At 68.8% G+C, this 24,292-nt stretch carries 21 protein-coding genes; 7 read left to right on the forward strand and 14 right to left on the reverse strand.

All coding sequences use genetic code 11. From position 1 onward, the window contains the following. The first annotated feature begins 4 nt into the window (after positions 1-4). On the forward strand, positions 5-1,159 hold the full coding sequence (locus G3I17_RS18345; protein ID WP_164597792.1) for a pyridoxal-phosphate dependent enzyme: 1,155 nt from the start codon (positions 5-7) through the stop codon (positions 1,157-1,159). Here the strand turns inward: G3I17_RS18345 and G3I17_RS18350 are convergent. The 4 genes from G3I17_RS18350 to G3I17_RS18365 form a co-directional block, all read right to left on the reverse strand. Continuing rightward, positions 1,145-2,023, reverse strand: a complete 879-nt coding sequence (locus G3I17_RS18350) for an alpha/beta hydrolase (RefSeq protein WP_164597794.1) — start codon at positions 2,021-2,023, stop codon at positions 1,145-1,147. The two genes, G3I17_RS18345 and G3I17_RS18350, sit on opposite strands and share 15 nt — an antisense overlap. 77 nt (positions 2,024-2,100) lie before the next feature. Further along, a complete protein-coding gene (locus G3I17_RS18355; protein ID WP_203590390.1) occupies positions 2,101-3,477 on the reverse strand; it encodes an aspartate aminotransferase family protein in 1,377 nt (458 codons plus the stop codon). Positions 3,478-3,543: 66 nt separating this feature from the next. Further along, a complete protein-coding gene (locus tag G3I17_RS18360; protein ID WP_164597796.1) occupies positions 3,544-5,124 on the reverse strand; it encodes a GMC family oxidoreductase N-terminal domain-containing protein in 1,581 nt (526 codons plus the stop codon). A gap of 114 nt (positions 5,125-5,238) precedes the next feature. Further along, a complete protein-coding gene (locus G3I17_RS18365; protein WP_164597798.1) occupies positions 5,239-6,204 on the reverse strand; it encodes a DUF1702 family protein in 966 nt (321 codons plus the stop codon). Positions 6,205-6,424: 220 nt separating this feature from the next. Here G3I17_RS18365 and G3I17_RS18370 point away from each other — a divergent pair, with 220 nt between their 5' ends. Then, on the forward strand, positions 6,425-7,267 hold the full coding sequence (locus tag G3I17_RS18370; RefSeq protein WP_164597800.1) for an AfsR/SARP family transcriptional regulator: 843 nt from the start codon (positions 6,425-6,427) through the stop codon (positions 7,265-7,267). A gap of 26 nt (positions 7,268-7,293) precedes the next feature. Here the strand turns inward: G3I17_RS18370 and G3I17_RS18375 are convergent, their stop codons facing one another. From G3I17_RS18375 to G3I17_RS18390, 4 genes are all read right to left on the reverse strand, one after another. Next, complete coding sequence (locus G3I17_RS18375) at positions 7,294-8,691, reverse strand: cytochrome P450 (protein WP_164597802.1); 1,398 nt, start codon at positions 8,689-8,691, stop codon at positions 7,294-7,296. Beyond that, complete coding sequence (locus tag G3I17_RS18380; protein WP_164597804.1) at positions 8,688-9,257, reverse strand: flavin reductase family protein; 570 nt, start codon at positions 9,255-9,257, stop codon at positions 8,688-8,690. The genes G3I17_RS18375 and G3I17_RS18380 overlap by 4 nt, the downstream gene beginning before the upstream one ends. Next, on the reverse strand, positions 9,254-9,727 hold the full coding sequence (locus tag G3I17_RS18385) for an acyl-CoA thioesterase (protein WP_164597806.1): 474 nt from the start codon (positions 9,725-9,727) through the stop codon (positions 9,254-9,256). The genes G3I17_RS18380 and G3I17_RS18385 overlap by 4 nt, the downstream gene beginning before the upstream one ends. A 116-nt stretch (positions 9,728-9,843) precedes the next feature. Further along, complete coding sequence (locus tag G3I17_RS18390) at positions 9,844-10,452, reverse strand: response regulator transcription factor (RefSeq protein WP_164597808.1); 609 nt, start codon at positions 10,450-10,452, stop codon at positions 9,844-9,846. Positions 10,453-10,741: 289 nt separating this feature from the next. Here G3I17_RS18390 and G3I17_RS18395 point away from each other — a divergent pair, with 289 nt between their 5' ends. The 3 genes from G3I17_RS18395 (at position 10,742) to G3I17_RS18405 (ending at position 13,875) form a co-directional block, all read left to right on the forward strand. After that, positions 10,742-11,632, forward strand: coding sequence for an ATP-binding cassette domain-containing protein (locus G3I17_RS18395; protein WP_164597947.1), 891 nt, complete (start codon positions 10,742-10,744; stop codon positions 11,630-11,632). Continuing rightward, entirely contained in the window at positions 11,629-12,801 is a 1,173-nt protein-coding gene (locus tag G3I17_RS18400) for an ABC transporter permease (RefSeq protein WP_164597810.1), read from the forward strand. The genes G3I17_RS18395 and G3I17_RS18400 overlap by 4 nt, the downstream gene beginning before the upstream one ends. A 108-nt stretch (positions 12,802-12,909) precedes the next feature. Further along, entirely contained in the window at positions 12,910-13,875 is a 966-nt protein-coding gene (locus tag G3I17_RS18405; RefSeq protein ID WP_164597812.1) for a LysR family transcriptional regulator, read from the forward strand. A gap of 54 nt (positions 13,876-13,929) precedes the next feature. On the opposite strand, the gene G3I17_RS18410 is transcribed toward G3I17_RS18405, so the two are convergent. Beyond that, positions 13,930-15,378 (reverse strand): hypothetical protein, encoded by a 1,449-nt coding sequence (locus G3I17_RS18410; RefSeq protein ID WP_164597814.1) that lies wholly within the window; start codon positions 15,376-15,378, stop codon positions 13,930-13,932. Positions 15,379-15,451: 73 nt separating this feature from the next. Then, the gene (gene lipB, locus G3I17_RS18415; protein ID WP_164597816.1) at positions 15,452-16,171 is read right to left on the reverse strand and encodes a lipoyl(octanoyl) transferase LipB; all 720 of its coding nucleotides are present in this window, start codon (positions 16,169-16,171) and stop codon (positions 15,452-15,454) included. Between the two features lie 120 nt (positions 16,172-16,291). On the opposite strand from lipB, the gene G3I17_RS41670 reads away from it, so the two are divergent. Further along, entirely contained in the window at positions 16,292-17,929 is a 1,638-nt protein-coding gene (locus G3I17_RS41670; protein ID WP_164597818.1) for a protein kinase, read from the forward strand. Positions 17,930-18,563: 634 nt separating this feature from the next. Here G3I17_RS41670 and G3I17_RS18425 read toward each other — a convergent pair. The 3 genes from G3I17_RS18425 to lpdA all read right to left on the reverse strand — a co-directional run bounded on the left by G3I17_RS18425 (position 18,564) and on the right by lpdA (position 23,046). Then, positions 18,564-19,451, reverse strand: coding sequence for a TIGR01777 family oxidoreductase (locus tag G3I17_RS18425; protein ID WP_164597820.1), 888 nt, complete (start codon positions 19,449-19,451; stop codon positions 18,564-18,566). 138 nt (positions 19,452-19,589) lie between these two features. Further along, positions 19,590-21,554: a 2-oxoglutarate dehydrogenase, E2 component, dihydrolipoamide succinyltransferase gene (gene sucB, locus G3I17_RS18430; RefSeq protein WP_164597822.1), complete on the reverse strand. Its 1,965-nt coding sequence runs from the start codon at positions 21,552-21,554 to the stop codon at positions 19,590-19,592. 103 nt (positions 21,555-21,657) lie between these two features. Next, positions 21,658-23,046, reverse strand: a complete 1,389-nt coding sequence (gene lpdA, locus G3I17_RS18435; RefSeq protein ID WP_164597824.1) for a dihydrolipoyl dehydrogenase — start codon at positions 23,044-23,046, stop codon at positions 21,658-21,660. A 136-nt stretch (positions 23,047-23,182) separates the two neighbouring features. Between lpdA and G3I17_RS18440 the strand changes: the two genes are divergently transcribed. Beyond that, positions 23,183-23,500 carry a hypothetical protein gene (locus G3I17_RS18440; RefSeq protein ID WP_164597826.1) on the forward strand — a complete coding sequence of 106 codons (318 nt, stop codon included), beginning with the start codon at positions 23,183-23,185 and terminating at the stop codon, positions 23,498-23,500. Between the two features lie 13 nt (positions 23,501-23,513). Here the strand turns inward: G3I17_RS18440 and G3I17_RS18445 are convergent, their stop codons facing one another. Then, entirely contained in the window at positions 23,514-24,284 is a 771-nt protein-coding gene (locus G3I17_RS18445) for a nitrilase-related carbon-nitrogen hydrolase (RefSeq protein WP_164597828.1), read from the reverse strand. Positions 24,285-24,292: the final 8 nt, after the last annotated feature.

A 24,292-nucleotide genomic window follows, 5' to 3' on the forward strand; every position in this document is an offset into this window, starting at 1 on the left:
ACCGATGGGTGAGGCATGGCTGGAGTCCGGCGCACACGGACACGAGACCTACGCATATGACTACGGCCGTTCGCTCCTGCCAGGCCCAGACTCCGGGGCCGGCATGTGGCGGTACCAAGGTCTGCTGCCACGGCCTGACGAGCCGACGAGCTACCCGCTGCCGGTGGGCGGCACGCCATTGCGCGCTCCCGGGGAACTTCGGGAGCGGCTCGGGCTGCCGGGGCTGTGGCTCAAGGATGAGACGACCGGGCCAAGCGCCTCCAACAAGGACCGCGCGACGGCGCTCGTGATCGACCAAGGACTGCGGCTTGGCGTCAAGGCCGTGTCGACCGCGTCGACCGGCAACGCCGCTGTCTCAACGGCTATTGGTGGTGCGGCCGCGGGGATGGCCGTCATCATCTTCGTCCCCGCCGACTGCGCACCGGCCAAGGTCGAGCTGATGACGGCGATGGGGGCGTCTGTGTTCAGGGTGCGCGAAGGCTACCGCGCCGCGTTCGATCTCTCCCGGCGCGCGGCCGCCCACTTCAGCTGGCTGGACCGCTGCACCGGGGTCAGTCCGCTCACCGTCGAGGCGAAGAAGACGGTCTCGTTCGAGGTCTGGGAGCAGCTTGGCGCCCGGATGCCAGACGTGGTGGTCCTGCCGGTTGGTGACGGCACGACACTGATCGGCGCAGCCAAAGGATTCCGCGAGCTCGTCGCTTGCGGAGTACTGGCCAAGGTTCCCAGAATCATCGCGGTGCAGGCGCAGGGCTGTGCACCGCTGGCTTGGCAGTGGCACGGAGCGCGGGCGCCGGCTCAGTGGCCAGGCACGGTGGCCGACGGCATTGAGGTGCCGCAGCCGGTCGTCGGTGACTGGGCCATCGAGGAGGTACGCCTTGCCGACGGCAACTTCATCACTGTCACCGACGCCGAGATCCTGGACGCGGTCAATCTGCTGTCTGACGCGGCGCAGCTCGCGAGCGAACCTGCCGGAGCTGCCGCTGTCGCTGGTCTCCGTCGAGCGTCCGCAGCAGGTCTGGTCACTCCTGGCGAGACGGTAGTTGCCTGGGTGACCGGGGCGAACTTGCCGACCGCCCCGGTCACTGTGGAGCGGCCTGGCGCGGCATTCACGATCAAGGCCGACCTGGACGCTGTAGCTGCCGCGCTATCTCTTCTCTGAGAGCCACGCATGGACCTCGGGTACGTGATTCTGCGCCAGCGTCGCGTGCCCGTCGGCGTCGAACAACCGCATCTCGACGCCGGGTATGTGCTTGGCCAGCCATTCGCTGTGGCCGGGCGGCACGAGGATGTCCTGCCGGCCGTGCATCAGCAGGACAGGGACAGCGATGTCTGCGAGGTCGAAGCTCCACGGCCTCAGGTGGGCGCTGTTGTCATCCCACCATCCCAGGCTGCCCGGCGCCAGCCCGGCCTTCGTGCAGGAATACATGAACCCGTGATACCCGCCCCGCATGACTGCCGCGTCGTCCTGCGGGTGCACCGACTCATGCGCCGGGGCCGCCTGGCCTGCCGACGCGATGAGGAACTCCTTGCGGTACTGGTTCATCTGCTTCCAGGCCGAGACCTCGTCGGTGAGGTACAAGCGGGTGTCTTCGACGTCGTCGGGGTGCTTGCCGGCGAACCAGTCAAAGCCGCTCGCGTCGAACGGCGCCAGCCCGGCCAGCGATGCGGCAGCTGTCACCAGGTCCGGGAGCAGGGCGGCGCACGCCAGCGCGTGCGGGCCGCCGCCCGAGTAGCCCCAGGTCACCAGGCGCTCGATGCCCAGCTCAGCGCAGATCGCGCGGACATCGGCGACGGTGCCGGCGACAGTGCGGCCGGGGGCAGGCGAGGAATCTCCGTAGCCTGGTCTGTCGTAGCTGATCAGCCGCAGCCCATGGTCGGCGGCATCCCGCACCCACGGGCCGTAGAAGGCCGCCCTTCTGGAGCTCGGCGTTCCATGGTGGACGAGGACCGGCCAGCCGGCCGGATCCCCCCGATCTTCGACTGCCAGCAACCGGCCGTCCGGGGTATGCACGGTGCACTGCACTCTGCCTCCTTCCGCAGTGCGCTGAGGTGGCCGCAGCCGGCCGGCACCGACCATCCGGCGCCGGCCGTACCCACGGCTCAGGAATTCAGTTGTCCATCCCCGCCGAGCCGAGACAGCACCTCGACGGTGGCCTGGGTGGCCCGGGTCGCTTCGGCCTTCTCCAGGACAAGCGGTGGAGCCATGACGATCACCGGACCATAGGGCCGGGCGATCACACTGTGCTTGTGGTGCAGTTCCTTGACCACGCCGGCGGCGACCGGCGGCGGCATCGGCTGGCGTGTGCGCCGGTCGGCCACCAGTTCGATGCCGACCGTTGCCCCCGTCACCCGTACCTCGCCGACGACCGGCAGTTCGGCCGCGGGCGCCAGGCCCTTGCTGAGCCATTGGCCGATGAGCGACGACCGGGATACCAGGTTCTCCTTCTCGATGATGTCCAGGTTGGCGAGCGCCACCGCGCATCCGACCGGATGACCGAAGTAGGTGAAGCCGTGCAGAAAGCCGTCGCCGCCGGCGATGGCGGCCCCGATCTCATCGGTCATCAGGACCGCGCCGAGCGGCGCGTACCCGCTGGTGATGCCCTTGGCGGTGACGATCACATCGGCCGCCATGCCGCGCTCGGCCGAGGCGAACCAGGTTCCTGTCCGGCCGTACCCGGTGACCACCTCGTCGGCGATCAGCAGGATGCCGTGCCGGCTCAGGACCTCGCGCACCCGCGGCCAGTAGTCCGCCGGTGGCTCGACGACGCCGGCACCGCCCATCACCGGCTCGCCGATCATGGCGGCGACGTTGCCCGGGCCGATGTCCTCGATGGTCTGCTCCAGCTCGCGGACCAGGAAGTCGGTGATCTGCTCGCCGCCGTACATCTCCGGATGGAACGGGAAGGGCGGCGACACCTTGCGTACGTGCGGCAAGGTCGGCCCGATCCCGTGATGGACGAAGTCGAACCCGGTGGCGCTGCCGCCGCCGTACGTCGAACCGTGGTAACCCATCTGCCGGGAGACGATCCAGGTACGGTCCGGAGCACCGCGACGGTTGTGGTAGAGCCGCGCCGCCTTGATCGCGATGTCCACACCCTCCGAGCCACCGGAGGTGAAGAACACCCGGTTGAAGCCGTCCGGAGCAAGGCCTGTGATGCGCTTGGCGAGCTGGATCGACTGGTCGTTGGAGAATTCGTTGAAGCTGGTGAAGTACGCCAGGCGGGAGGTCTGCTCCGCCATCACCTCGCCCAGTTCGGTACGCCCGTGGCCGACCTGCGCCAGCCAGTTGCCGGCCCCGGTCATGTCCAGCAGCTCGTTGCCGCGGGCGTCCCAGACTGTCGAGCCCTTGCCGCGAACGATGACGCACCGGTCGGTCTGGTCGCCCGGCAGGAGCGGGTGGATGAGATGCCGCCGGTCCAGATCTTCCAGTTCGCCTGGCGAAATGGACAGATCTGCTGCGGCCTGAGAGATCGCCACGAACTGCCTCCCTAACAAGTGGTGGTTTCGATGTCGCGGCTCCGTGGGGCGCGGTGCGCCCCCCCGTCAGTTGCTCATCGCCGCGGCCACCGCTGGGGGTAGCGGTGCCACGCCCCGGATCAGATCGGCAGCCTTCTCGGCGATCGCGATCGTCGGCGCGTTCGTGTTGCCGCTGATCAGGCGCGGCATCACCGACGAGTCGACGACGCGCAGGCCGTCGGCTCCGAGTACCCGCAGCTCCGAGTCCGTGACCAGACCCATCGCGCACGAGCCGGCGGCGTGGTACGACGTCTGCGTAGTACGCCTGAGCCAGTCGCGGATGTCGGTGTCGGACTCGGAGGCCGGCACACTCATCGGCCGTTCGGTGTAAGGAGCGAGCGCGCTCTGCCGGGCGATGTCCAGCGCGGCCCGCACGCCGTCGGTAGCGGCCCGCAGGTCGGCCTCGTCGGCGTAGTAGTTGTGGGTGATCCGCGGCTTGGCCGTCGGGTCGTCACCCGCCAGTGTCACGCTGCCCCGGCTGCGCGGCTGCAGCACGTACGCCCCGAACGAGATCGCGTGGCTGCTGGGGAAGCCGAGGCCACCGTCAGCGAACATCACCGGCAAGGAAACGAACTGAAGGTCCGGCGCCGGCAGCTCCGGGCGGGACCGGACGAACCCGCCGGCTTCGGGACCATTGGACGACAGCGGGCCCGAGTGCTGCTCCGCGAACTGCTGCTGGTACCGCTGCTCCCCGGCGACGAGCAGGCTCACCGGCCGGGAATGCGCGTAGACGAGCCAGAACTGCGGGTGGTCCTGCAGGTTCTGGCCGACGAGCGGCTGGTCGACCACTACCGGAATGCCCAGCGCGGTGAGCAGGTCGGCCGGACCGATACCGGACAGCATCAGCAGCTGCGGTGAGTTGTAGGCGCCGGCGGCGAGAACGACCTCGCGCGCGGCCCTGATCATGACCTCGCCGTCTGCCCGCCATCCGGTGACCCCGGTCGCCCGGCCGCCTTCGATGACGACCCGGTGCACCTGGACGCCGGTCTCGATCGTGAGGTTCGGGCGCCCGATCACCGGAGCCAGGTAGGCGGCGGCGCTGCTACATCGCATGCCGTCCCGCTGCGTCAGCTGGTAGTACCCGAAGCCGTCCTGATCCGGGCCGTTGAAGTCGTCGTTGGCCGCATGGCCGGCAGCGATCGCGGCCGCGATGAATGCATCCGACATGGGATTCCTGGACCGGTTCTCGCTGACCGCCAGCGGTCCACCGGTGCCGTGGAATTCGGAGCCGCCGCGCTCGTTGTCCTCGGCGCGCAGGAAATAGGGAAGCAGCTCGTCATAACTCCAGCCGGGCTGGCGCCAGGAATCATAATCCAGCCGATTACCACGGACGTAGATCATGCCGTTGATCGAGCTCGTACCACCGAGCACGCGGCCCCGCGGAAGATAGATCCGGCGATTCTCGCAACCCGGCTCCTGGTGACTGTCGTAGTCCCAGTCGAGCTGTGTGCGGAAGAGCTTGGCGGCACCGGCCGGTACATGGATGTTCGGCGACGTGTCGGCCGGCCCGGCCTCGACCAGGCAGACCTCCACGTCGGGATCCTCACTGAGCCGCGCCGCCAGCACACACCCGGCCGAGCCGCCGCCGACAATCACGTAATCGTACATTTCCGCCTGCCCTCTGACATCCATTGCGGGATTAGCCGAATTCAATGCTCTGCGGTGGTTCGCGGCGCGGCACCTTCGCACTTGCCTGTTCGCCGAAAACCGAATTCCTGCCGGTCAGGCGTTGTCGAAGTGGGCCCGGATGCGTTGGCGCCAGAGTTCGTAGGCGGGTTCGGAGCCAGGGGTATGGACGGCGGTGGCGTCGGCGAGGGTGACTGCCTTGTCGATGGAGAGGTCGGCCAGGGTCTGGCAGGCGGTGGTGGTGTAGTCCGGGACCAGACCGGAGTAGGAACGTGCCTTCACGGCGAAAACCACACCCAGTGCCAGTTGTGACCAATCGTCACCGGCGGCACGCCGTAGGGCGGCCAGGCCGTCCTGGTCGCTTCCACCGGCGAAGGTTGCTGCGAGGCCTACGCCGCTCCACAGATCGGGTTGGCGGTGGCTGGCGAAACGCCTCACCGCGGCGGCGACATCGGGCGCGTGGCCACCGCAGATGAACCACAGGGCCCGCCCGATGCCCTGGTCGACCGCGCGGAGGAAGTAGTCCGGCGAGCCTTCCCAGGGGTACGGCTCGGGGATCTTCTGCGCGTCGACCCAGCGCGGGGTGTCGAAGTAGGCGCGATCGAAGCCGTAGCCGTCGACCGCCAACCAGCTCATCGTGGGGTAGTACGGATCGCCGTCAAGGACGGGAACCGCCTTCTTCCACAGCGGTCTGGGCAGTCTGGCCATGGCGAAGCCCATGCCGATGTACGCGAGGAAGATGTGTGGGCGGCCTGGTCCGAGCAGCAGGTCGCGGGTCCGGTGACCGCGTCCCATCGCGTCGAGGACGGTGAAGGCCATCGTCACGCCCTCGTAGGCGAATCCGCGCAGCTCGACATCCACGAGCTCGAGCCGGCGCTCGACCTCCCACTGGTCCCGGGCGTCGATTCCCCACTCGAATCCGCAGATGACCGCCTGGGGAACAGCCTCCAAGTGCTGGGTGCCAGGGGACGGCTCAGCTGGGAAGCCCCTTCTGGCGAAGGTCACATCGGCGAGTCGGGGGGTCAGCGCGAGCCTGCGCACCGATCCGAAAAGGGTTGGCATTCATCCACCTCCGCGGATGGTATCGATGGTCACCCCGCCACCGTGCCGCGAGAGCCCGGGCCCCGCTTCCTCCCACTTGCTGTTCGCCGGGCGACCTCGCGACGGCACGCCCGGAGATGAGTTTTTCACCTCCGGGTCGTGATCTGGTCGCTGGAATGCCGGACCTGCTCACCGCAAGCTGGAGGGACGGCACATCATCCTCTGCCCTGGGAGCTGCGAGATGGACGATGAACGCGGAAAAGTAGTCCTTCAGTTGCTGGGCCCGCTGTCCGCGCACCTGAATCACCAGTCGGTGGTGCCGACCGCGCCCAAACAGCGCCAGATCCTCGTGTTGCTCGCACTCAACGCCGGCCGGGTGGTCACGGTACAGACCCTCGTCGAGGAACTCTGGGGGGACCAGCCACCGCGCAGTTTCGCCACCACCGTGCAGACCTACATCCTCCAGCTGAGAGGCAAGCTGGCGAAGGCTGCCGGGGACGAGAAGTGGGCCAGACACCTACTCGGTACCAAGCACTCCGGCTACCAGCTCGACGCGCAGCTGTGTCAGACCGACGTGACGGAGTTCGACCGCCTCGCGCGAGCGGGCCGCAGAGCAGCCGAAGCGGTGGACCCGGCGGCCACCTCCGAACTGCTGGGTAGCGCGCTGGCGCTGTGGCGCGGGCCGGCCTTGGTGGACGTGCCGGCCGGCCGGATCCTCGGGGCGGAAGTGGCCTCGCTGGAGGAAACCAGACTGGGCGTGCTGGAACGCCGGATCGAGGCCGACCTCGCGCTCCGCCGTCATGCGGACCTGCTGGGAGAACTGACGATGCTGGTGGCCAGGCACCCGATGAACGAGAACTTCTGTGCCCTGCACATGACTGCCTTGTACCGCTCGGGCCGGGCCGGGCGCGCGCTGGAGACGTACCGGCGAATGCGGACCGTGCTGCGGGACGAGCTGGGGATGGAACCGGGTCCACGGCTGCGGCGGCTCCAGCAAGCGATCCTGGCCGGGAACCCGGACTCCGAGCCGCCCTGGCTCGCACCGCAGGCTGACCCCGACCACCGTCGGTATGAGCTGGGCTGAGTACTGCGTTGTTCCGGGGTGGGTGGTCATGCCGGCAGCACCCGCAGCGGGAGGCCGCCCCGGACTCGGAGCGACAGCATGGCCTCGGGTTGTGGATCGGCCGGCCCGGCAAGCTCGAACCGAAAGCGGCGCGCGACCATGGCCGCGACCAGGGTGGCCTCGAGCATTCCGAGGTGGCTTCCGACGCAGACCCGCGGACCCGCTCCGAAGGGGATGTAGGCGTAGCGGTGTGCGAGGGCCGGGGCGTCTGCCGCGAACCGCTCCGGCCGGAACTGGTCCGGCTCGGGCCAGAAGCCGGGGTGCCGGTGCAACGTGTAGGGGCTGATCATGACGTCGGCGCCGGCGGGGACCGGGTACCCGCCGATCTCGTCGGCGGCCAAGGCCCGTCTCGGCAGTCCCCAGACCGGGGGATAGAGGCGCATCGTTTCCTGGATGACCATCGTGGTGTACGGCAGGCTGGCCAGGTCGGCGTAGCCGGGGGCGCGGTCGCCGAGCACCGCGACCGCCTCGGCATGTACCCGCTCGGCCGCTTCCGGATGGCTGCTGAGCAGGTACCAGGCCCAGGACAGCGTGCTGGCCGTGGTCTCGTGCCCGGCCAGGAGCATCGTCACGATCTGGTCGCGCAGTTCGCGCCGGTGGGCGCCGGCGTTCTGCTCGTCGCGCCCGGTACGTAGCAGCACCGAAAGCATGTCGGATCCGGCCGTATCCGCGCTGTCTTCGCGGGTGCTGACGAGCGTCTGCACCGCGTCTTCGATCTGCCGCCGGGCGGTACGGAACCGGCGGTGGCGCGGCAGCGGCAACCACAGCGGCAGCGCGCCCAGCGTGACCATCTCGAACATGGCCTGCTCCTGTGCGGCCTCGAACGCGGGCCCCAGGTCGGTCAGCGGGCTCAGGTCGGCGTCGAGCAGAGTCTTACCGAGCACATCCATCGTGAGCGATGTCATCTCTGCGGCCAGATCGACGACGTTTCCGGTCTGCGCCTCCAGGCGCTGGGTCAGGTGGGCACCTGCGTCGGCTACCACGCCGGCAAATCCTGCGATGCGCTCCCGGCGGAAGGCCGGGGAGATGACCCGGCGCTGGTGGCGCCACGTCTCGCCCTCGCTGGTGAGCAGTCCGTCGCCGAGAATCCGCCGTCTGGCCTCAGCCAGACCCATCCCTTTGTGGTAGTTGGCGGGGTTGTCCGAGAGCACGTGCTTGGCGTGATCCGGATGGTTGAAGAAGTAGATGGTCTTGGGTCCCATGGCGAACCGGACCACATCGCCGTACTCGTCCGCCGCATCGGACAGCAAGCTCAACCGGTCGGTCCAGAGCTTGCGCAGCAGTCCGGGGACCGCCCACGGCGGTGGCCCGGGGTAGGGCTGCCGGCGCGCGGGGGGCGGCGACGGGTGGTGCGGTGCCTGATCGGCGCGGTTCCCGACCGTCATGTCAGCTCCCGGGGTGGTCGGATCGTCAGCTGTTCCGGCGCGGACAGCCGCGGCCGGTGGAAATCGCCGCCGAAGAAGACCAAGGCGTCCTCGACCGAACCGGCGCCACTGGCCAGTACCGAGCTGAGGAAGATCGTGTGGTCCCCGCCGTCGTACGAGGCGGTGACGGCGCAGTCGAGCCAGGCGAGCGCCCCGGCCAGTACCGGTGCCCCGGTGGCCGGTCCGGGCGACCAGCGGATGGGGCCGAACTCTGCTTCGCCGCGGGGCCGGGAGTGATCGGCGAAGTACCGCGCCACGTCCTCCTGATCAGCGGACAGCATGGACACCGCGAACTCTCCGGACTCCTGCAGCGCCGGGCAGAGCGCGCTCTTCCGGCTGACGCAGATCAGGATCAACGGTGGCTCCAGCGACACGGACGTGAACGCGTTCGCGGTCATCCCGCTGGGGGCTTCCCCGCCCACCGCCACCACCGTGACGCCGGTCGCGAACCGCCCGAGAACCGACCGCAGCCCGCGGGTGTCCCGGGCAGGCGGGGGCGGGGCGCCGAGTCGCCCGGCTAGGCTCACGCCCTGCCCCCGGTACCAGCGACCGCGGGGTAGGTGGCGGGGACGACCACGTACGCCTCCAGCGCCGCCCAGAGTTGCGGCGGCACCTGGGCGGGAGTGCCGGCCCCGTTGACGCCACGCGTGCACGCCACCCGCTGACGGCCTCGGGCGATCAGCTCCTCCACGCCCTCGCGCACCCGGACGAAGTCGAAGGTGAAGCCGATCTGGGTCTGGGTCAGCTCGTCCAGCCGCATCCTGATCGACACCTCGTCGAAGGCGGCGACCTCGGCGAGGCTCTCGCACTCGGACCTGACCGTCACCATCTTCAGGTCGTCCTGCAGTTCGTCGAGCACCCCCGGAGCGTGCTCGAGCAGGAACAGCTCGCGGCACCGGCCCTGCCAGCGCACGTAGTTGACGTGGTGGACGTTGCCGACGACGTTGGTTTCCTCGAAGCCGACGACATGCCGGTATTCGTAGTACTGGTTCCTCACTGGCCGCCTCCGTCAGAGTCGATAGGACCAAGAGTGCGGCGCGCTTCGCCCTGCTCCATCTCGGACCTTGCTTGCTCACCAGAACAGCAATCCAGCGATAGGACCGAGCGGTCCGACTAGGGCAGCCAGCCCGAGTCGTAGGCCATCTTGACCGCGTCGACGCGGTTGCGGGCCTGGAGCTTCGTCACGATCTTCGTGAGGTAGTTGCGGACGGTCCCCACCGACAGGTGCAGGTCGGAGGCGATCTCCACCGGGTCGGCGCCGCCGGCGGTCAGCCGCAGCACCTCGTGCTCCCGGGTGGACAGCGGGTACTGGCCGGAATCCCACGCGGAGACGGCCAGCTGCGGGTCGATCACCCGGCGGCCCCTGGCGATGTTGCGGATGGTCGTGGCCAGGTCTTCCGGCGGGGAGTCTTTGAGCATGAAGCCGGACACTCGGGCGGCGTACGCCCGGCTGACCGTTCCGGACCGGCCCAGGTTCGTGAGGATGAGGGTCCGGCAGTAGGGCATCTCGGTCCTGAGCTCTGCCGCCGCCGACAGGCCGTCCATGACCGGAAGGTCGACATTGAGAACCGCGACGTCGGGCCGGCAGGACCGGGCCGTGGACACGACGTCCGCACCACTCTTGACGGCCGCGACCACCTTCAGGTCCGGCTCCAGTTCGATCAGGGCGACCATCGCCCCGCGAACCATGGCGACATCTTCGGCGAGCAGGATTCGCAACATCCGCAACCCCCTCCGTGGACTCGTCTGCCAAGCGCCGAGCCTACGACGAGGTGCATCCGGTGGGGGCCTGGTTGCAGCTTGTTGCAGGTTGGTTACAGAACCTCGCTATCGGCGGTCGCGCGGTCTATGGCGTTGCCGGTCCCCCCTGCGGATGAGACCGGTGATCACACTGCGGGGCGACGTAGTTCGGGGTGCCGGATCGCTAGCGTGGTGGCTCTCCTGGTGATGGGAGTGAATCGAGCGTTCGTTCGGTTCAGGGGGCCGGAGTAGTAGAGGAACGGTGAGCTGGATGCTGAGCGTGGCTGGGTTGACCCGGCGGTTCGGTGATCACCTTGCGCTGGACGACGTCAGCTTCGACGTACGGCCGGGTCGGATGACCGGGTTCGTCGGAGCGAACGGGGCCGGCAAGACGACGACGATGCGGATCATCCTGGGGGTGCTCGCGCCCAGCGGTGGCGCGGTGACCTGGAATGGTGAGCCGCTGTCGGCCGAGGTGCGCCAGGACTTCGGCTACATGCCGGAGGAGCGCGGGCTCTACCCGAAGATGAAGATCCGCGAGCAACTGGTGTTCTTCGGCCGGCTGCACGGGATGACAACGGCGCGGGCCGGCGAGCGGACCGACAAGATCCTCAACCAGCTCGGGCTGACCGAGCGCGCGGGGGACACCCTGGAGACGCTGTCGCTGGGCAACCAGCAGCGTGTGCAGATCGCCGCGGCCCTGGTGCACGAGCCGATCGCCCTCGTCATGGACGAGCCGTTCAGCGGCCTCGACCCGCTCGCCGTCGACGCGATGGTCGACCTGCTTCGCGATGAGGTAACCCCGGAGGTACCGGTGCTGTTCTCCAGCCACCAGCTGGAACTGGTCGAGCGGCTGTGCGACGACCTGATCGTGTTGTCCCGCGGTAAAGTGGTTGCCGCAGGCCCCGTTTCCGAGCTCGCCGCCGGGCCGACCACGTCGTACCGGCTGGTGGTCGGTGGCGACGCGGGCTGGCTGCGCGACGTACCGGGGATCAAGGTGCGCGACGTGGCCGGCGGGACGGCGCTCTTCGAGGTCGCGTCCGATGATGATGGGGGCCTTGTGCAACAGATTCTGCAGCAGGCGATGAGCCGCGGGCAGGTGCTCGAGTTCGCCCCCGAGCGCCAGGCGCTGAGCGACGTCTTCCGGGAGGCGACCCGATGAACAACGAGACTCTGCGGCACCCGTGGCAACTGGTGGCCCAGCGCGAGATCAGTACGAAGCTCCGCGACAAGACCTTCCTCGGCTCGACGGCGTTCATGCTGATCGTCGTACTGGCCGCGACCATCGTCCCCGCACTGCTCTCGGGGGTGGGCGGCAAGGACAAGATCGCGGTGCTGGACGACTCCGGCGCCAGGATCGTCGCCGTCGCCGACGCGATCAAGGGCGGCGACAGCTACGAAGCCACCCGCACTACGGATGTCGCGGCGGCCGAGCAACTGGTCAAGGACGGTGACGTGGAGGCTGCGTTGCTGCCGGGCAAGGACGGGTTCGAGGTGCTGGGCAAGCAGCGGATCGACACGGACCTGCAGAGCAACCTGCGGGAAGCGGCCGTCAACCTCGGGATGGAGCAGAACGCCGAGCGGGCCGGCCTCACACCCGGGCAACTGCGGGCCGGGACCCAGTTGCAGGAACGGTTGCTCGATCCGGGCCCGTTGCCCGAGGTCGTCGCCGGGTTCGTCAACATCGGGCTGGCGCTGATCTTCTACATCACCGCGCTCAGCTTCGGGATGATGATCGCGCAGAGCGTCGTCCAGGAGAAGGAGAGCCGGGTGGTCGAGATCCTCGCCGCCGCGATCCCGATCCGGGCGCTGCTGTGGGGCAAGGTGATCGGCAACACGGTGCTCGCGCTGGGCCAGATCGTGGTGATCGCGGTCGCGTCGCTGATCGGGTTGCTGGTCACGGACCAGGCCGACATCCTGAAGGTGGTCGCGCCGGTCGCGGGCTGGTTCGTGGTCTTCTTCGTCCTCGGCTTCGTCGCCCTGGCAGGGCTGTGGGCAGTGGCCGGGTCGCTGGCCACCCGGCAGGAGGACCTCGGGTCGACGACGCTGCCGGGGCAGATGATCTTGATGATCCCGTTCTTCTTCGCCGCCTTCGCCGGGGCTGAGGCCAAGACGGTGGCGTCGTTCATCCCGATCGCGTCGTCGATGTCGATGCCCGGGCGGATGCTGACCGAGAACGTGCCGCTGTGGCAGCCGCTGGCGGCTATCGCGATCTTGGTGGTGACCACCGTTTTGATCATCCGGCTCGGGGCACGTCTGTACGAGCGGACGCTGCTGCAGACCGGGCGCAAACTCGGTTACCGAGAGGCGATTTCGATCAAGGCATCATGACCTATCGTGATCGCGGCGCGAGTGTTACAGGTTTTTTGGTGCCTGTAACGGAATCGCAACACGCGACGAGTGTGTACCTGCGCGACGGGTGGACTACGGTCTCAATGCATGAACGTCGAGCTGCGTCACCTGCGGGTGGTGGTCCTGGTGGCAGAAGCGGGTTCCGTCGGTCGGGCTGCCCGCTGGCTGAAGGTGAGCCAGCCGAGCCTGACCGCTCAGCTCAAACGGATCGAGTCGGCGTTCGGCGGTGAGCTGTTCGAGCGCTCCCGCACGGGCGTCACGCCGACCGCCCTGGGCCGGTACGCCGTGGATCGGGCGCGCGCGATCCTTGTCGACGTGGACCACTTGTCCGCGACGGTGTCGGCGATGACCGCGGTCGAGTCGAGCGCGGTACGGCTGGGTGGGTTCCCGACGGCACCGATGTCGGGGATCGCCAGCCGGCTGCGCGACCACGGCGAGATCGAGCAGGTGAGCATCGAGGTCGAGTGGGCCACCAGCGTGCTCTTGCAGCAGCTCGAGAGCGGGCGGCTCGATTTCGCCCTGCTTCGGGAGTTCCCCGGCTTCGAGCTGCGGATGCCGACCGGGGTCGAGGCTCGCACGATCGTCGAGTCGGAGTCGGCTTACGTAGTACTGGCTGCGGATCACCCGAAGGCGGTGGCGAGCCGGCATCGCGGTGAGATCGACCTGGCCGATCTGGCGGGTGAGGAGTGGATCGGCGAGCCGCCGGACGACAGTGGGTTCCACGTGTTGTTCCGGGGGGCTTGTGAGCGGGCCGGGTTCCAGCCGAAGGTCGAGCATCACTCGGTGGACACGTCGGTGCTGATGGGGTTCGTGACGAGTGGGCAGGGCGTCGCGTTGATCTCGCCTACGTCGTACCGGATGCTTTCCAGCGATGTCACCACCCGGCCGCTGCTCGGCGACCCGATCCATCGCCGGCTGATGATTGCCTGGAGCACCGAATCGCCGCGGGCGCAGATGGCGGCGGAGGTCTGCAAGATGGCCAGCAACGCGTACGACGAGGCGTTCGCCGAGCATGCGCGCTGGGGGCAGTACCAGCGGATGCACGTAGCCTGACAACGAAAGAGCCCTCGCTGTGGCGAGGGCTCTTTGCTTTGTGCTTTAAGGGGATCAGGTCCTGAACTGGCCGGGAAGCTCCATCTTCTGCGTCGCGTGCTCCGGGGGGTTCTCGAACGCTCCCACGAAGAACTCGCCGGTGTCGTCGACGTCCGGCGGATCCATCCGCTCCCGGTACTGCTGCCCGACCTCTTCCTTCCGCAGCAAACCCGCCTGCGGCGCTGAGGGCCTGGGAGCCTCCGGCTGAGCTACGGGCACGGGCTGCGTAGCCTCGCCCGCGTCCTCCACCCCGACGTACGGCGCAGCAGCCTTGGGAGCCTCCGGCGGCGTTGCAAGCTTGGGAGCCTCCGGCCGCGCAACCGGCATCGGCTGGGTAGCCTCGCCGCCGTCAACCTCAAAAGCCGCACTCGGCTTGGGAGCCTCAGGCTCAGCCACCGGCATCTGCTCCCTAGCAGCCTCAGCCGCGGCTTGCGGTGCGGCGCTCTGCGGCACTCCGCTGGCTGCTTCTGGTGCGGCAGGGCCTGGTTGACCGCCGGCTACTCGCGGCGCAAGGGGCTTGGCTGTTTCTGGGTCTGGGACCGGGACCGGCTGGGTGGCTTCGCCCTCGTCCTCTTGCGGAGCAGCGCTCTGCGCGACCTCGCTCTGCGGGTGCAGGGCAGGGGCCGCCGCCTGCGGGGGAGTGGCTACTACCGTCTCGTCGGCGTCGGCGTCGGCGTCGGCGTCGGAGCCGTGGGCAACGGTCTTGTCGCTGGTCGGGACCAGTGCGGTCTCGTCCGAGTCCGTGGGGACGAGCATCGTCTCGTCGGCGGCATCGGCCTGCTCGTCGTACGTGTCGTCTCGCTGCTCGTCGGAGTACTGCATCGGCGCCGTGGCCGGAGCGAACTGCGCCGTCTGCTCATCCGCCTGGCTCCGCGGCGTGAACGGCGTCGGCTCCTCTTCGAACAGGTCGTCGTAGTTGTTGTTCCCGAAGTTCCCAGCGAACCGGTTGTCCGGCTGATAGTCGCCCCCGGCAACCGGATACGCCGCCGCGGCGGCCGGCTCCGGCATCTGCTGCGCCCGGACCGCGGCCTCCTGCTCACGCTGCAGGCGGTCCGCCTCGGCCCGCTCGCGCCGGCGCCGCTGTACGGTCCGCACGATCGACTGGATGCCGAAGACGAGCGAGATCACCGCGAGAATCGGCACCACGCCGTTCAGCGTGTACTGCTTGATCCCGTCGATCATCCCCGTCGTCACACCGGGGACGTCGTTGAGGAAGTTCGTCAGCCGGTTGGGGATCCAGTGCACGGTGTAGATCATGGCGCCGAAGGTCAGTGCCGCCCCGAGGGCCGCGGCCCCCGAGAAGTACGACACCACGGCCCAGAAGATCAGCGCACCGATGCCGTAGGCAAGCGCCATCTCCTTCGCGTTCAGCTTGATACCGCCGTCCGCCGCGAGGACGCCGAAGATGGCCGGCCCGACGAGCGCTACCGCGATGCCAAGGAGGAAGCCGAGAAATTTGGACACATCCCCACCGTAGCGACGTTTACGCTCAGCACAGCGCAGACACTTCGCTCAATCTTTACGTCCTCCCGGACGGTCAGACTGTCAGGCCGTACGTGATTCCCGCCGGGGCAGCCTCGTCCGCGTGCTCGAGATCGGGGCTCCGCACGTAGTCCTGCCAGCTCAGCAGCACATCCAGGTGACGTCGTACCGGCGCGAGAACCTCGGCGATCGCCACCTCCCGGCCGAGTTCCTTGGACAACGTGGTGACGTCGGCATCGGAGATCCCGCACGGCACGATCCGGTCGTACCAGGCCAGGTCGTTGGCGCAGTTCAGCGCGAACCCGTGCATCGTGACGCCCTGGGAGACCCGGATCCCGATCGCGGCGATCTTCCGCTCCCGGCCGCGCTCGTCCGCGGGCACCCACACGCCGCTGCGGCCCTTGACCCGCCCGGTCCGGACACCGAGGTCGGCGCAGACGGCGATCAGCGCCTCTTCCAGCCGGCGGACGTAATCCACGACGTACACGTGTGATGCCAGTTTCACGATCGGGTAGCCGACCAGTTGCCCCGGGCCGTGCCAGGTGATCTTGCCGCCGCGGTCGACGTCGACCACCGGCGTACCGTCCAGTGGTCGCTCGTGTGGCTCGGTGCGCTTGCCGGCCGTGTAGACCGGCGGGTGCTCGAGCAGGATGACCGTGTCGGACCCGGTGCCCTCGGCAACCTGCGCGTGCAGTCGTCGCTGCTCGGCCCAGGCCGTCTCGTAGTCCACCGCGTCGGTGCCGAAGCCGGCCTCCACATACTTGATAGCCCTCACGTCTTCGAGTGTAGGCGTCCCGTTCGACGGCCGTTCGCCGCCATCCACAGGACCCCGTTCGGGGCGGTGGCTGTGGATAACTTCCGGAGCGCCGGCGCCGATCCGGGCACTCTCTTGGGTATGGCACTCGAAGACATCTCCGGCTACAGCCTGCGCCGTGGGCTTGGGTCTGGATCAGCCGGCACCGTCTGGCTGCTCCGGAACCTGGCCACCGGTCGGCACACTGTGCTCAAACGCATCCCCAAGTCCGCCGTAGCGGTGAAGTCCGCCTTCCTCAGCGACCTCGAACTGACCTGCACCATCGACCACCCACACGTCGCCCGCTTGCTCGAGGTCAGGGAGTCAGACCGCGAGTGGCTCCTCTTCAGCCAGTACGTCGCCGCCGGCACTCTGACGTCGCTACTGGAGCGCCGAGGCGCGCTGTCACCAGGCGAACTGGTGACCCTGATCAGCCCGCTGGCCCAAGCCCTTTCCACCCTGCACCGAGCCGGTATCACCCACGGAAACCTCGACCTCCACAACATCATGTTCGACGCCGACGGCCGCCCCGTCATCACCGACACCGGCCTCCGCACGCTCTCCCCACCAACACCCCCCGAAGCCGACTTGGCCGCCCTGTCCACCATCGCCCATCAGTCCGGCGGCACCCCCAAGACCTTCCCGCCATCCCTCTTCACCACATCCCCCGACGTCCTAGCCCACCAGGCCCTCCACCAAGCCCACCCCCTCCCCATAGACCTCGGCTTCACCAAAGACCCCACCCCCACACCCAGCACCGCCGACCCCATGCCCGGTGTTGCCGAACCCACGCCCGGCGCGGCCGAAACCACACCCGGTACAACGGGGCCCACGCCGCACGCCTCACCGGCCACGTTCCATGCAGCGACCGCTACTGCTCCCTCCGCCTTCGCCGCTGTCCGGCCCACATCAGCGGATTCACCCTCTCCTCCCATCTCCTCTCACAACCCCTGGCCGGCGTACGCGGGAACACCTGCTGCGGCGAGCGCCACCACATCCCACACACCAGCCGCCATGCGGCAGTCGCTGACCCGTCGTCGAGGGCGAGGCCGGCTGGCGCGTCCGACGCACCGCAGGAGGGCAGGCCGCCAGGCAAAGACCTTGTCTCCCCGGCAAACCGCGAGCCAGGCCGTACTCCAGGTCCTACGTACCAGACGCGCCGCCTACGGGATCCTCGCCGCCTGCGGAGCCGGCGCAGTGACAACACTCCTCATCGGCCTGGTAACCGTCGGAGTCCTCGGCCACCCCGCCACCGGCTCCACCGCCACTGCAGACCAATCCACCCAACCAACCTCACAAGCCACCTCGACAACCCCACAACGCACTCCACCGCCATCGGCTCAGCCGACGCAGTCAGCGGAAGGCATCAATTGGCTACAGACCTTGCAGGCTTTGGATGTACGCCGCTCCCACGCGTTCGCCACCCTCGACCCCGCCGACCTGAACGCCATCTACGTCCCGGGCAGCTCGCCGTGGTCCGCCGACCGCGCCCTGCTCGCCTCCTACCGCGACCAACACCTCCGGATAGAAGGCCTCCGCCTGCAGATCGAGACCGTGACAATAGAAACCCCAGGCCCGAAAACCGTCGTCCTACGAATCGTCGACCGCCTCGTCTCAGGCGTGGCAATCTCCACCTCAGGCCAGCGAACCGAATTCCCACCAGGCAAACCGACCGCCCGCCGCATAACCCTCACCACCGACACCACCACCTGGCGCATCTCGGCAATCACCAAAGCCTGACCAGCCAGCCAAGGCCAATTATCACGCGACGCGGACGACCAGACCGAGAGCGATCCGCCGAACGATCCGCCCCGTGCGACAACCAGCCGCCGGCACTGCGCCGACCACCGCCAGCACTGCGCCGACCACCCGCCAGCGCAGTGGTCGAATCGCGCCAATCAACCTCGCGGGCATCTGCCGCGTCGGGCTGGATAGTCGAGCTGAGATGCCTAAGTGGTAACTAACTTGCACCTGGCGACAAATAGTTTCCCGCGTAGCCGGGTAGCGCCCTGTCCCGGCCGCCGTGGCGGTGCGCTGATGATGCGACTCGTGGTGACCTCGAATGCCCAATGATCGCCTCGGCCAAGCATTGCGTGTCCGGTCGCCGTTGGTGTCCAAGGCCGGCGTGCGGCCGGCCAGCGAAGTTGAATGGCAGCGGCGTACAGGCCGGAGGAGGAGGCCGCGTCAGGTGAGGGCAGACTCGAGGCTGGTCGTGCGGTGAGGTGGTTGCCTCCGGCGACGGTGACTCGAATACGGCGCTTGCTGAGGGGACTGCGCAAGCTGAGCGCTCTTGTGACTGGACGGGTTCGCCGCTGGTTGACGCTTCGGGTTTGGCCCGAGTGGGTTGTGCCGTGGGGTGTCCGCGCCAGATGGGTTAAGCGAGGGCTGAGGTTAGGGCGGGTTGGGCGGTGGGGTGGGTGAAGGTGAAGGTGGTGGAGAGGAGGGTGTTGGGGAGGGCGCGTTTGCTGCCGATTAGTTCCCAGGCGAATTCGCCTAGGAGGGTGGTGAGTACGAAGGATGGGACCGGGATCAGGGTGGGGCGGTGCATCGCCGCGCCCAGGGCTTTGGTGAAGTCCTGGTTTGTGATGGGGGTCGGCAGGGTGACGTTTACCGGGCCGGCGACTTCGTTGTTCTCGGCGCAGTGGCGGACGGCGCGTAGCCAGTCGGTCAGGGAGACTACGGGGAAGTACTGGGTGCCGGGGCCTAGGCGGCCGCCTACGCCTACGCGGAACGGGAGTGAGAGCAGTTGGAAGGCGGGGGCCGAGCGGTCTAGTACGACGCCGGTGCGTAGGGCGATTACTCGGCAGCCGGCTTCGCGGGCCGGGTCTGCGGCGCCTTCCCAGACTCGTACTACGTCGGCGAGGAATCCCTCGCCGAGTTCGGACTGCTCGGTGAGGATCTCGTCGCCGCAGTCCTTGCCGTAGCCGCCGATACCGCTCTGGGTGATGAAGACCGGCGGGCGGTCCAGCTGGGCGGCGGCGGAGGCGAGGGTGGCTGTTGTGCTGACCCGGCTTTCGCGGATCGTCTTGCGGTACGTCGGGGTCCACGGGCGGCCGATGTTGGCGCCGGCCAGGTTGATCAGGACGTCGGCGTTCGCGAGTGCGGCGGGATCGAGCTGCCCACGGGCGGGGTCCCAGCGGACCTCGCTCGGCTGGGACGGCTCGCGCCGGACCAGCCGGGTGACCTGGTGGCCGTCGGCCAGCAGGTCACGCGCGAGTGCCTTGCCGAGGAAGCCGGATGAACCGGCGAGCACGTACTTCATCAGTCACACAGCTCCGACTTCTCCGTGAGACCAGACGCCGGCCTGACCTTCATCGAGTCGGCGAGGCCGGTAGCGGCCTGCGCTTCGTCGAATCGGTCAGGCCGGACGGTGGCCTGCGTTCTGTTCGGGTCCGTGGGATCAGACGTCGAACTGGGCTTCTTCCAGACGCTGCTTGACCGCGGTCAGGTAGCGCGCGGCGTCGGCGCCGTCGACCAGGCGGTGGTCATAGGTCAGCGCCAGGTAGACCATCTGCCGGATGGCGATCGTCTCGCCGAGCGCCGGGTGAGTGATCACGACCGGGCGCTTGACGACCGCGCCGGTGCCGAGCATGCCGACCTGCGGCTGGTTCAGGATCGGGGTGTCGAACAGCGCGCCCCGGCTACCGGTGTTGGTGATCGTGAACGTGCCGCCCGCCATCTCGTCCGGCAGCACCTTGTTGGTGCGGACGCGCGCGGCCAGGTCGGCGATCTTCTTCGCCAGGCCGGCGATGTTCAGGTCGCCGGCGTTGTGCACGACCGGGACCATCAGGCCCTTGTCGGCGTCGACGGCGATCCCCAGGTGCTCGGCCGCGTGGTACGTGACCTCGCCGGCCTCGTCGTTGATCGAGGCGTTCAGCTTCGGGTACTGCTTCAGCGCGTCCACCGCGGCGAGCGCGAAGAACGGCAGGAAGGACAGCTTGACGCCCTCGCGGGCCTCGAACTCGGCCTTCTTCGCGTTCCGGAGCTTGGAGATCTCGGTGACGTCGACCTCGACCACGGTGGTCAGCTGCGCCGAGACGTGCAGCGAGTTGACCATGTGGCTGGCGATGGCCTTGCGGATCCGGCTCATCTTCTCGGTGGTGCCACGCAGCGGGCTGACCGGTGCGGCAGCCTTCGCGGCAGGGGCGGAGGTAGCGGCGGCCGGGGCCGGAGCTGCGGCAGCCGCGGCCTTCTGGGCCTCGGCGGCGGCGATCACGTCCTGCTTGCGGATCCGGCCACCGACGCCAGTGCCCTGTACTGCGCTGAGGTCGACCTGGTGCTCGGCCGCGAGCTTGCGGACGAGCGGGGTGACGTAGTTCGGGCCCTCGGAGGAGGAGCCGTTCGAGGACGCGGCCGGAGCCGGTGCCGGCACGGACTGCGGTGCCGGGGCGGCGGCCGGAGCCTGCGGTGCGGGGGCGGCCTGCGGGGCAGGAGCCTGAGCGGCGGGCTGTGCGGGCGGAGCTGCCTGCGGGGCCGGAGCCTGGGCGGGTGCTGCCTGCGGGGCCGGGGCTGCGGCGGCCGGAGCCTGCGCTACTGGAGCCTGCGCTGCCGGAGCCGGAGCAGCTGCGGGAGCCGGAGCTGCGGGGGCCGGGGCGGACTCAGCGGGAGCGGGGGCTGCCGGAGCAGCTGCGGCAGGGGCGGCGTCGCCGGAGCCGACGATGGCCAGTTCGGCGCCTACCTCGACGGTTTCGTCTTCGGCGACCTTGATCTCCAGGAGCTTGCCGGCGACCGGCGAGGGGATCTCGGTGTCGACCTTGTCGGTGGAGACCTCGAGCAGCGGCTCGTCGACGGCTACGTCGTCGCCGACCTGCTTCAGCCAGCGGGTGACGGTGCCCTCGGTGACGCTCTCGCCCAGGGCGGGGAGCGTGACGGACGTACCGGAGGCGGAGCCAGAGGACGCCTGGCCAGCGGCCGGAGCGGCCTCGGCAGCAGAAGACGAAGCGTCAGCCTGTGGTGCGACGTCGGCAGCGGGGGCAGCTTGCGCCTGCGGCGCAGCCTGAGCCTCGGCGGCCGGAGCAGCCTCGGCGGGAGCAGCCTGCGCCTGTGGCGCGGCTTCAGCCGGGGCGGCCTCAGCGGGAGCCGCCTGGCCGTTGGCGGAGGCGCCGGAGTCGGAGCCGGTGGATTCGCCGGCGTCGCCGATGATGGCTAGCTCAGCGCCTACCTCTACGGTTTCGTCTTCGGCGGCCTTGATCTCCAGCAGGGTGCCGGCCACGGGGGACGGGATCTCGGTGTCGACCTTGTCGGTCGAGACCTCCAGCAGGGGCTCGTCGACGGCAACCGTGTCACCGACCTGCTTGAGCCAGCGGGTGACGGTTCCTTCGGTGACGCTCTCCCCGAGGGCCGGCAGGGATACAGAGGTCGGCATGACGGTCGTTGCTCCTTCGTCTGATCGGTCGAGTTCAGCCTACGGTGCCGCCCGAACCGGCGGGATCTGGGTCAGCAGGACCCGCCGGTAGGAGCGTCAAAAACTATTCATGGAAGTGCAAGGGCTTCCCGGCCAGCGCCATGTGCGCCTCGCCGAGAGCCTCGTTCTGGGTCGGGTGGGCGTGCACCAGCGGCGCGACGTCGGCGGGGAAGGCCTCCCAGTTGTAGATCAGCTGCGCCTCGCCGATCAGTTCGCCGACCCGGGAGCCGACCATGTGCAGGCCGACCACGGCGCCGTCCTTGGCGCGGACGAGCTTCACGAAGCCCTGGGTCTTGAGGATCTGGCTCTTGCCGTTGCCGCCGAGGTTGTAGTTGAGGATCTCCACCTCGCCGTACTTCGCCTTGGCCTGCTCCTCGGTCAGGCCGACGGAGGCGACCTCGGGCTCGGAGTAGGTGACGCGCGGGATGCCGGTCTCGTCGATGGGGGCCGGGTTCAGCCCTGCCAGGTGCTCGACGACGTAGATGCCCTGCTGGAAGCCGCGGTGCGCGAGCTGCAGGCCCGGCACGATGTCGCCGACCGCGTAGACGCCCGGCACGCTGGTCTGCAGGTGCTCGTCGACGGTGACGAAGCCACGGTCGAGCGCGATCCCGACCTCCTCGTAGCCGATGCCGGCCGTGTTCGGCCCGCGGCCGACGGCGACCAGCAGTACCTCGGCCTCGATCACCTCGCCGCCGGCGACGGTCACGCGCACCCCGTTGTCGTGGGTGTCGACCGACTCGAACGACGTACCGGTCTTGAAGCCGATCTTGCGCTTGCGGAAGGCCCGCTCGAGCGCCTTGCCGCAGTCGGCGTCCTCGGCCGGCACCAGCCGGGGGAGCGCCTCGACGATCGTCACCTTGGTACCGAACGAGGTCCACGCGCTGGCGAACTCGACGCCGATCACGCCGCCGCCGAGGATCACCGCGGACTCGGGCACCCGGTCCAGCGTCAGCGCGTGCTCGCTGGCGATCACCCGGTTGCCGTCGATCTCCAGCCCGGGCAGCGAGCGCGAGTACGAGCCCGACGCGATGATGACGTTCTTACCCTGGTACGTCGTACCGTCGACGGCGACCGTGGTCGGGGAGGTCAGCCGTCCCTCACCCTCGATCACGGTGATGCCGCGGGACTTGATCTGTCCCTGCAGGCCCTTGAACAGCCGGTCGACGACGCCGTCCTTGTACTTGTTCACGCCACCCATGTCGACGCCCTCGAGCGTCGTCCGGACACCGAACTGCTCGCTCTCGCGGGCCGAGTCGGCCACCTCGGCGGCGTGCAGCAGGGCCTTGGTCGGGATGCAGCCGCGGTGCAGGCAGGTACCGCCGAGCTTGTCCTTCTCCACCAGTGCGACCGACATCCCCAGTACTGCGGCGCGCAGCGCGGCGGCATAACCACCGCTGCCTCCGCCGAGGATCACCAGGTCGTACGTCTTGCTGCTGTCTGCCGTGTTCGTCACGAGGTTCCTCCGTGGGGCGTCAAGGTCGGCGGGCGGCCCCGGATCGCGGAGTTCCGGCCCGGGCGTCATCTTGTCACCGTTGCCCGCCCGCGTCGCTTCCGGGCCGGATTTGCGGGAATGGTGGACACTTACCTCCATGAAGTGGTTCGGTCGCCGGCAGAAGCCGGGCACGATGCGTAAGTCGGACACACCTGACCAAGCGCACCTGCGGGAGTTCGCCCAGACACGGCAAGGTGTCGAGGGATTCGTCGAGCCGCGGACGGCGGTGACCGACTACACGATGCTGCTGGTCGCCATCGACGGCGAGTGGACCCGCCGCCGGGTGCCCACGGTCCAGTGGGCGCACAAGTTCGCCAACAGCATGGGCATCCCCTCGTACGACGCCGCCGTAGTCGGCTACCCACCCCGCATGCGCGAGTACAACGCCCGCATGAAGAAGGACGGCCTCGCCTAGCCCTTCACCAGGGTCAGAGGATCGGGACGCGCGCCCGGACAGCGGCGCACAACCCGGTGTCCACCGTGCCCACCAGGAGGTCGGCCTCGGCGCCTAGCCGCGCTCGGGCGTGGCCGAGGGGGTCGATCAGGGCGCTGCGGCCGATGCCTAGGGGGTCGGTGCCGACTGGTGGGGTCCAGGCCTGGTCGCAAGCCAGTAGCCAGGATTGAGCGTCTGAGGCTCGTGCGCGGGTCAGTAGGTCCCACTGGTCCTCCTTGGCCGGGCCTGCGCCCCAGGATGCCGGTACGACGATCAGTTCGGCGCCCGCTCGGCCCAGGTCGGTGAACTGGGCGGCGAAGCGGAGGTCGTAGCAAGTCGCCAGGCCGACCCGGACGCCGGCCACCTCGATCGTCACCAGGTCTTTGCCCGGAGCAACCAAGTCCGACTCGCGCGATCCGAAGGCGTCGTACAGGTGGATCTTCCGGTACGACGCCTCGACGCCCGGGCCAGTGGCGAGCAGCGTGTTGTGCACCCGTCCGTCGTCAGCAGGCTCGAAGAGGCCGGCGACGATCACCACGCCCAGCTCGGCCGCCACCTTGCGCAGCCCGGTCGCGAACGGCCCGTCCAATGGCTCAGCGATCGCCCGCAGATCGGTACCGAAGGCCGCCAGAGTCGCTTCCGGCAGGGCGACCAGCGAGGCCCCAGCCGCGGCTGCCCGGCGTACCGCTTCGGTGGCGGTGGCTAGGTTGGCCACCGGATCCGCGCCGGTACTGACCTGTGCCGCCGCGACGCGCAGGGATGTCATAAACCCTC

This window comes from Streptomyces sp. SID13031, from assembly GCF_010548305.1.
Lineage (GTDB): Bacteria > Actinomycetota > Actinomycetes > Propionibacteriales > Kribbellaceae > Kribbella.

Bases quoted from the DNA above. Each gene is read 5' to 3' on its own strand.
- G3I17_RS18345 (WP_164597792.1), top strand. From the start codon at position 5: ATGGGTGAGGCATGGCTGGAGTCCGGCGCACACGGACACGAGACCTAC.
- G3I17_RS18360 (WP_164597796.1), bottom strand. From the start codon at position 5,124: ATGTACGATTACGTGATTGTCGGCGGCGGCTCGGCCGGGTGTGTGCTG.
- G3I17_RS18365 (WP_164597798.1), bottom strand. From the start codon at position 6,204: ATGCCAACCCTTTTCGGATCGGTGCGCAGGCTCGCGCTGACCCCCCGA.
- G3I17_RS18370 (WP_164597800.1), top strand. From the start codon at position 6,425: ATGGACGATGAACGCGGAAAAGTAGTCCTTCAGTTGCTGGGCCCGCTG.
- G3I17_RS18375 (WP_164597802.1), bottom strand. From the start codon at position 8,691: ATGACGGTCGGGAACCGCGCCGATCAGGCACCGCACCACCCGTCGCCG.
- G3I17_RS18390 (WP_164597808.1), bottom strand. From the start codon at position 10,452: ATGTTGCGAATCCTGCTCGCCGAAGATGTCGCCATGGTTCGCGGGGCG.
- G3I17_RS18395 (WP_164597947.1), top strand. From the start codon at position 10,742: ATGCTGAGCGTGGCTGGGTTGACCCGGCGGTTCGGTGATCACCTTGCG.
- G3I17_RS18400 (WP_164597810.1), top strand. From the start codon at position 11,629: ATGAACAACGAGACTCTGCGGCACCCGTGGCAACTGGTGGCCCAGCGC.
- G3I17_RS18405 (WP_164597812.1), top strand. From the start codon at position 12,910: ATGAACGTCGAGCTGCGTCACCTGCGGGTGGTGGTCCTGGTGGCAGAA.
- G3I17_RS41670 (WP_164597818.1), top strand. From the start codon at position 16,292: ATGGCACTCGAAGACATCTCCGGCTACAGCCTGCGCCGTGGGCTTGGG.
- G3I17_RS18425 (WP_164597820.1), bottom strand. From the start codon at position 19,451: ATGAAGTACGTGCTCGCCGGTTCATCCGGCTTCCTCGGCAAGGCACTC.
- sucB (WP_164597822.1), bottom strand. From the start codon at position 21,554: ATGCCGACCTCTGTATCCCTGCCGGCCCTCGGGGAGAGCGTCACCGAA.
- G3I17_RS18440 (WP_164597826.1), top strand. From the start codon at position 23,183: ATGAAGTGGTTCGGTCGCCGGCAGAAGCCGGGCACGATGCGTAAGTCG.
- G3I17_RS18445 (WP_164597828.1), bottom strand. From the start codon at position 24,284: ATGACATCCCTGCGCGTCGCGGCGGCACAGGTCAGTACCGGCGCGGAT.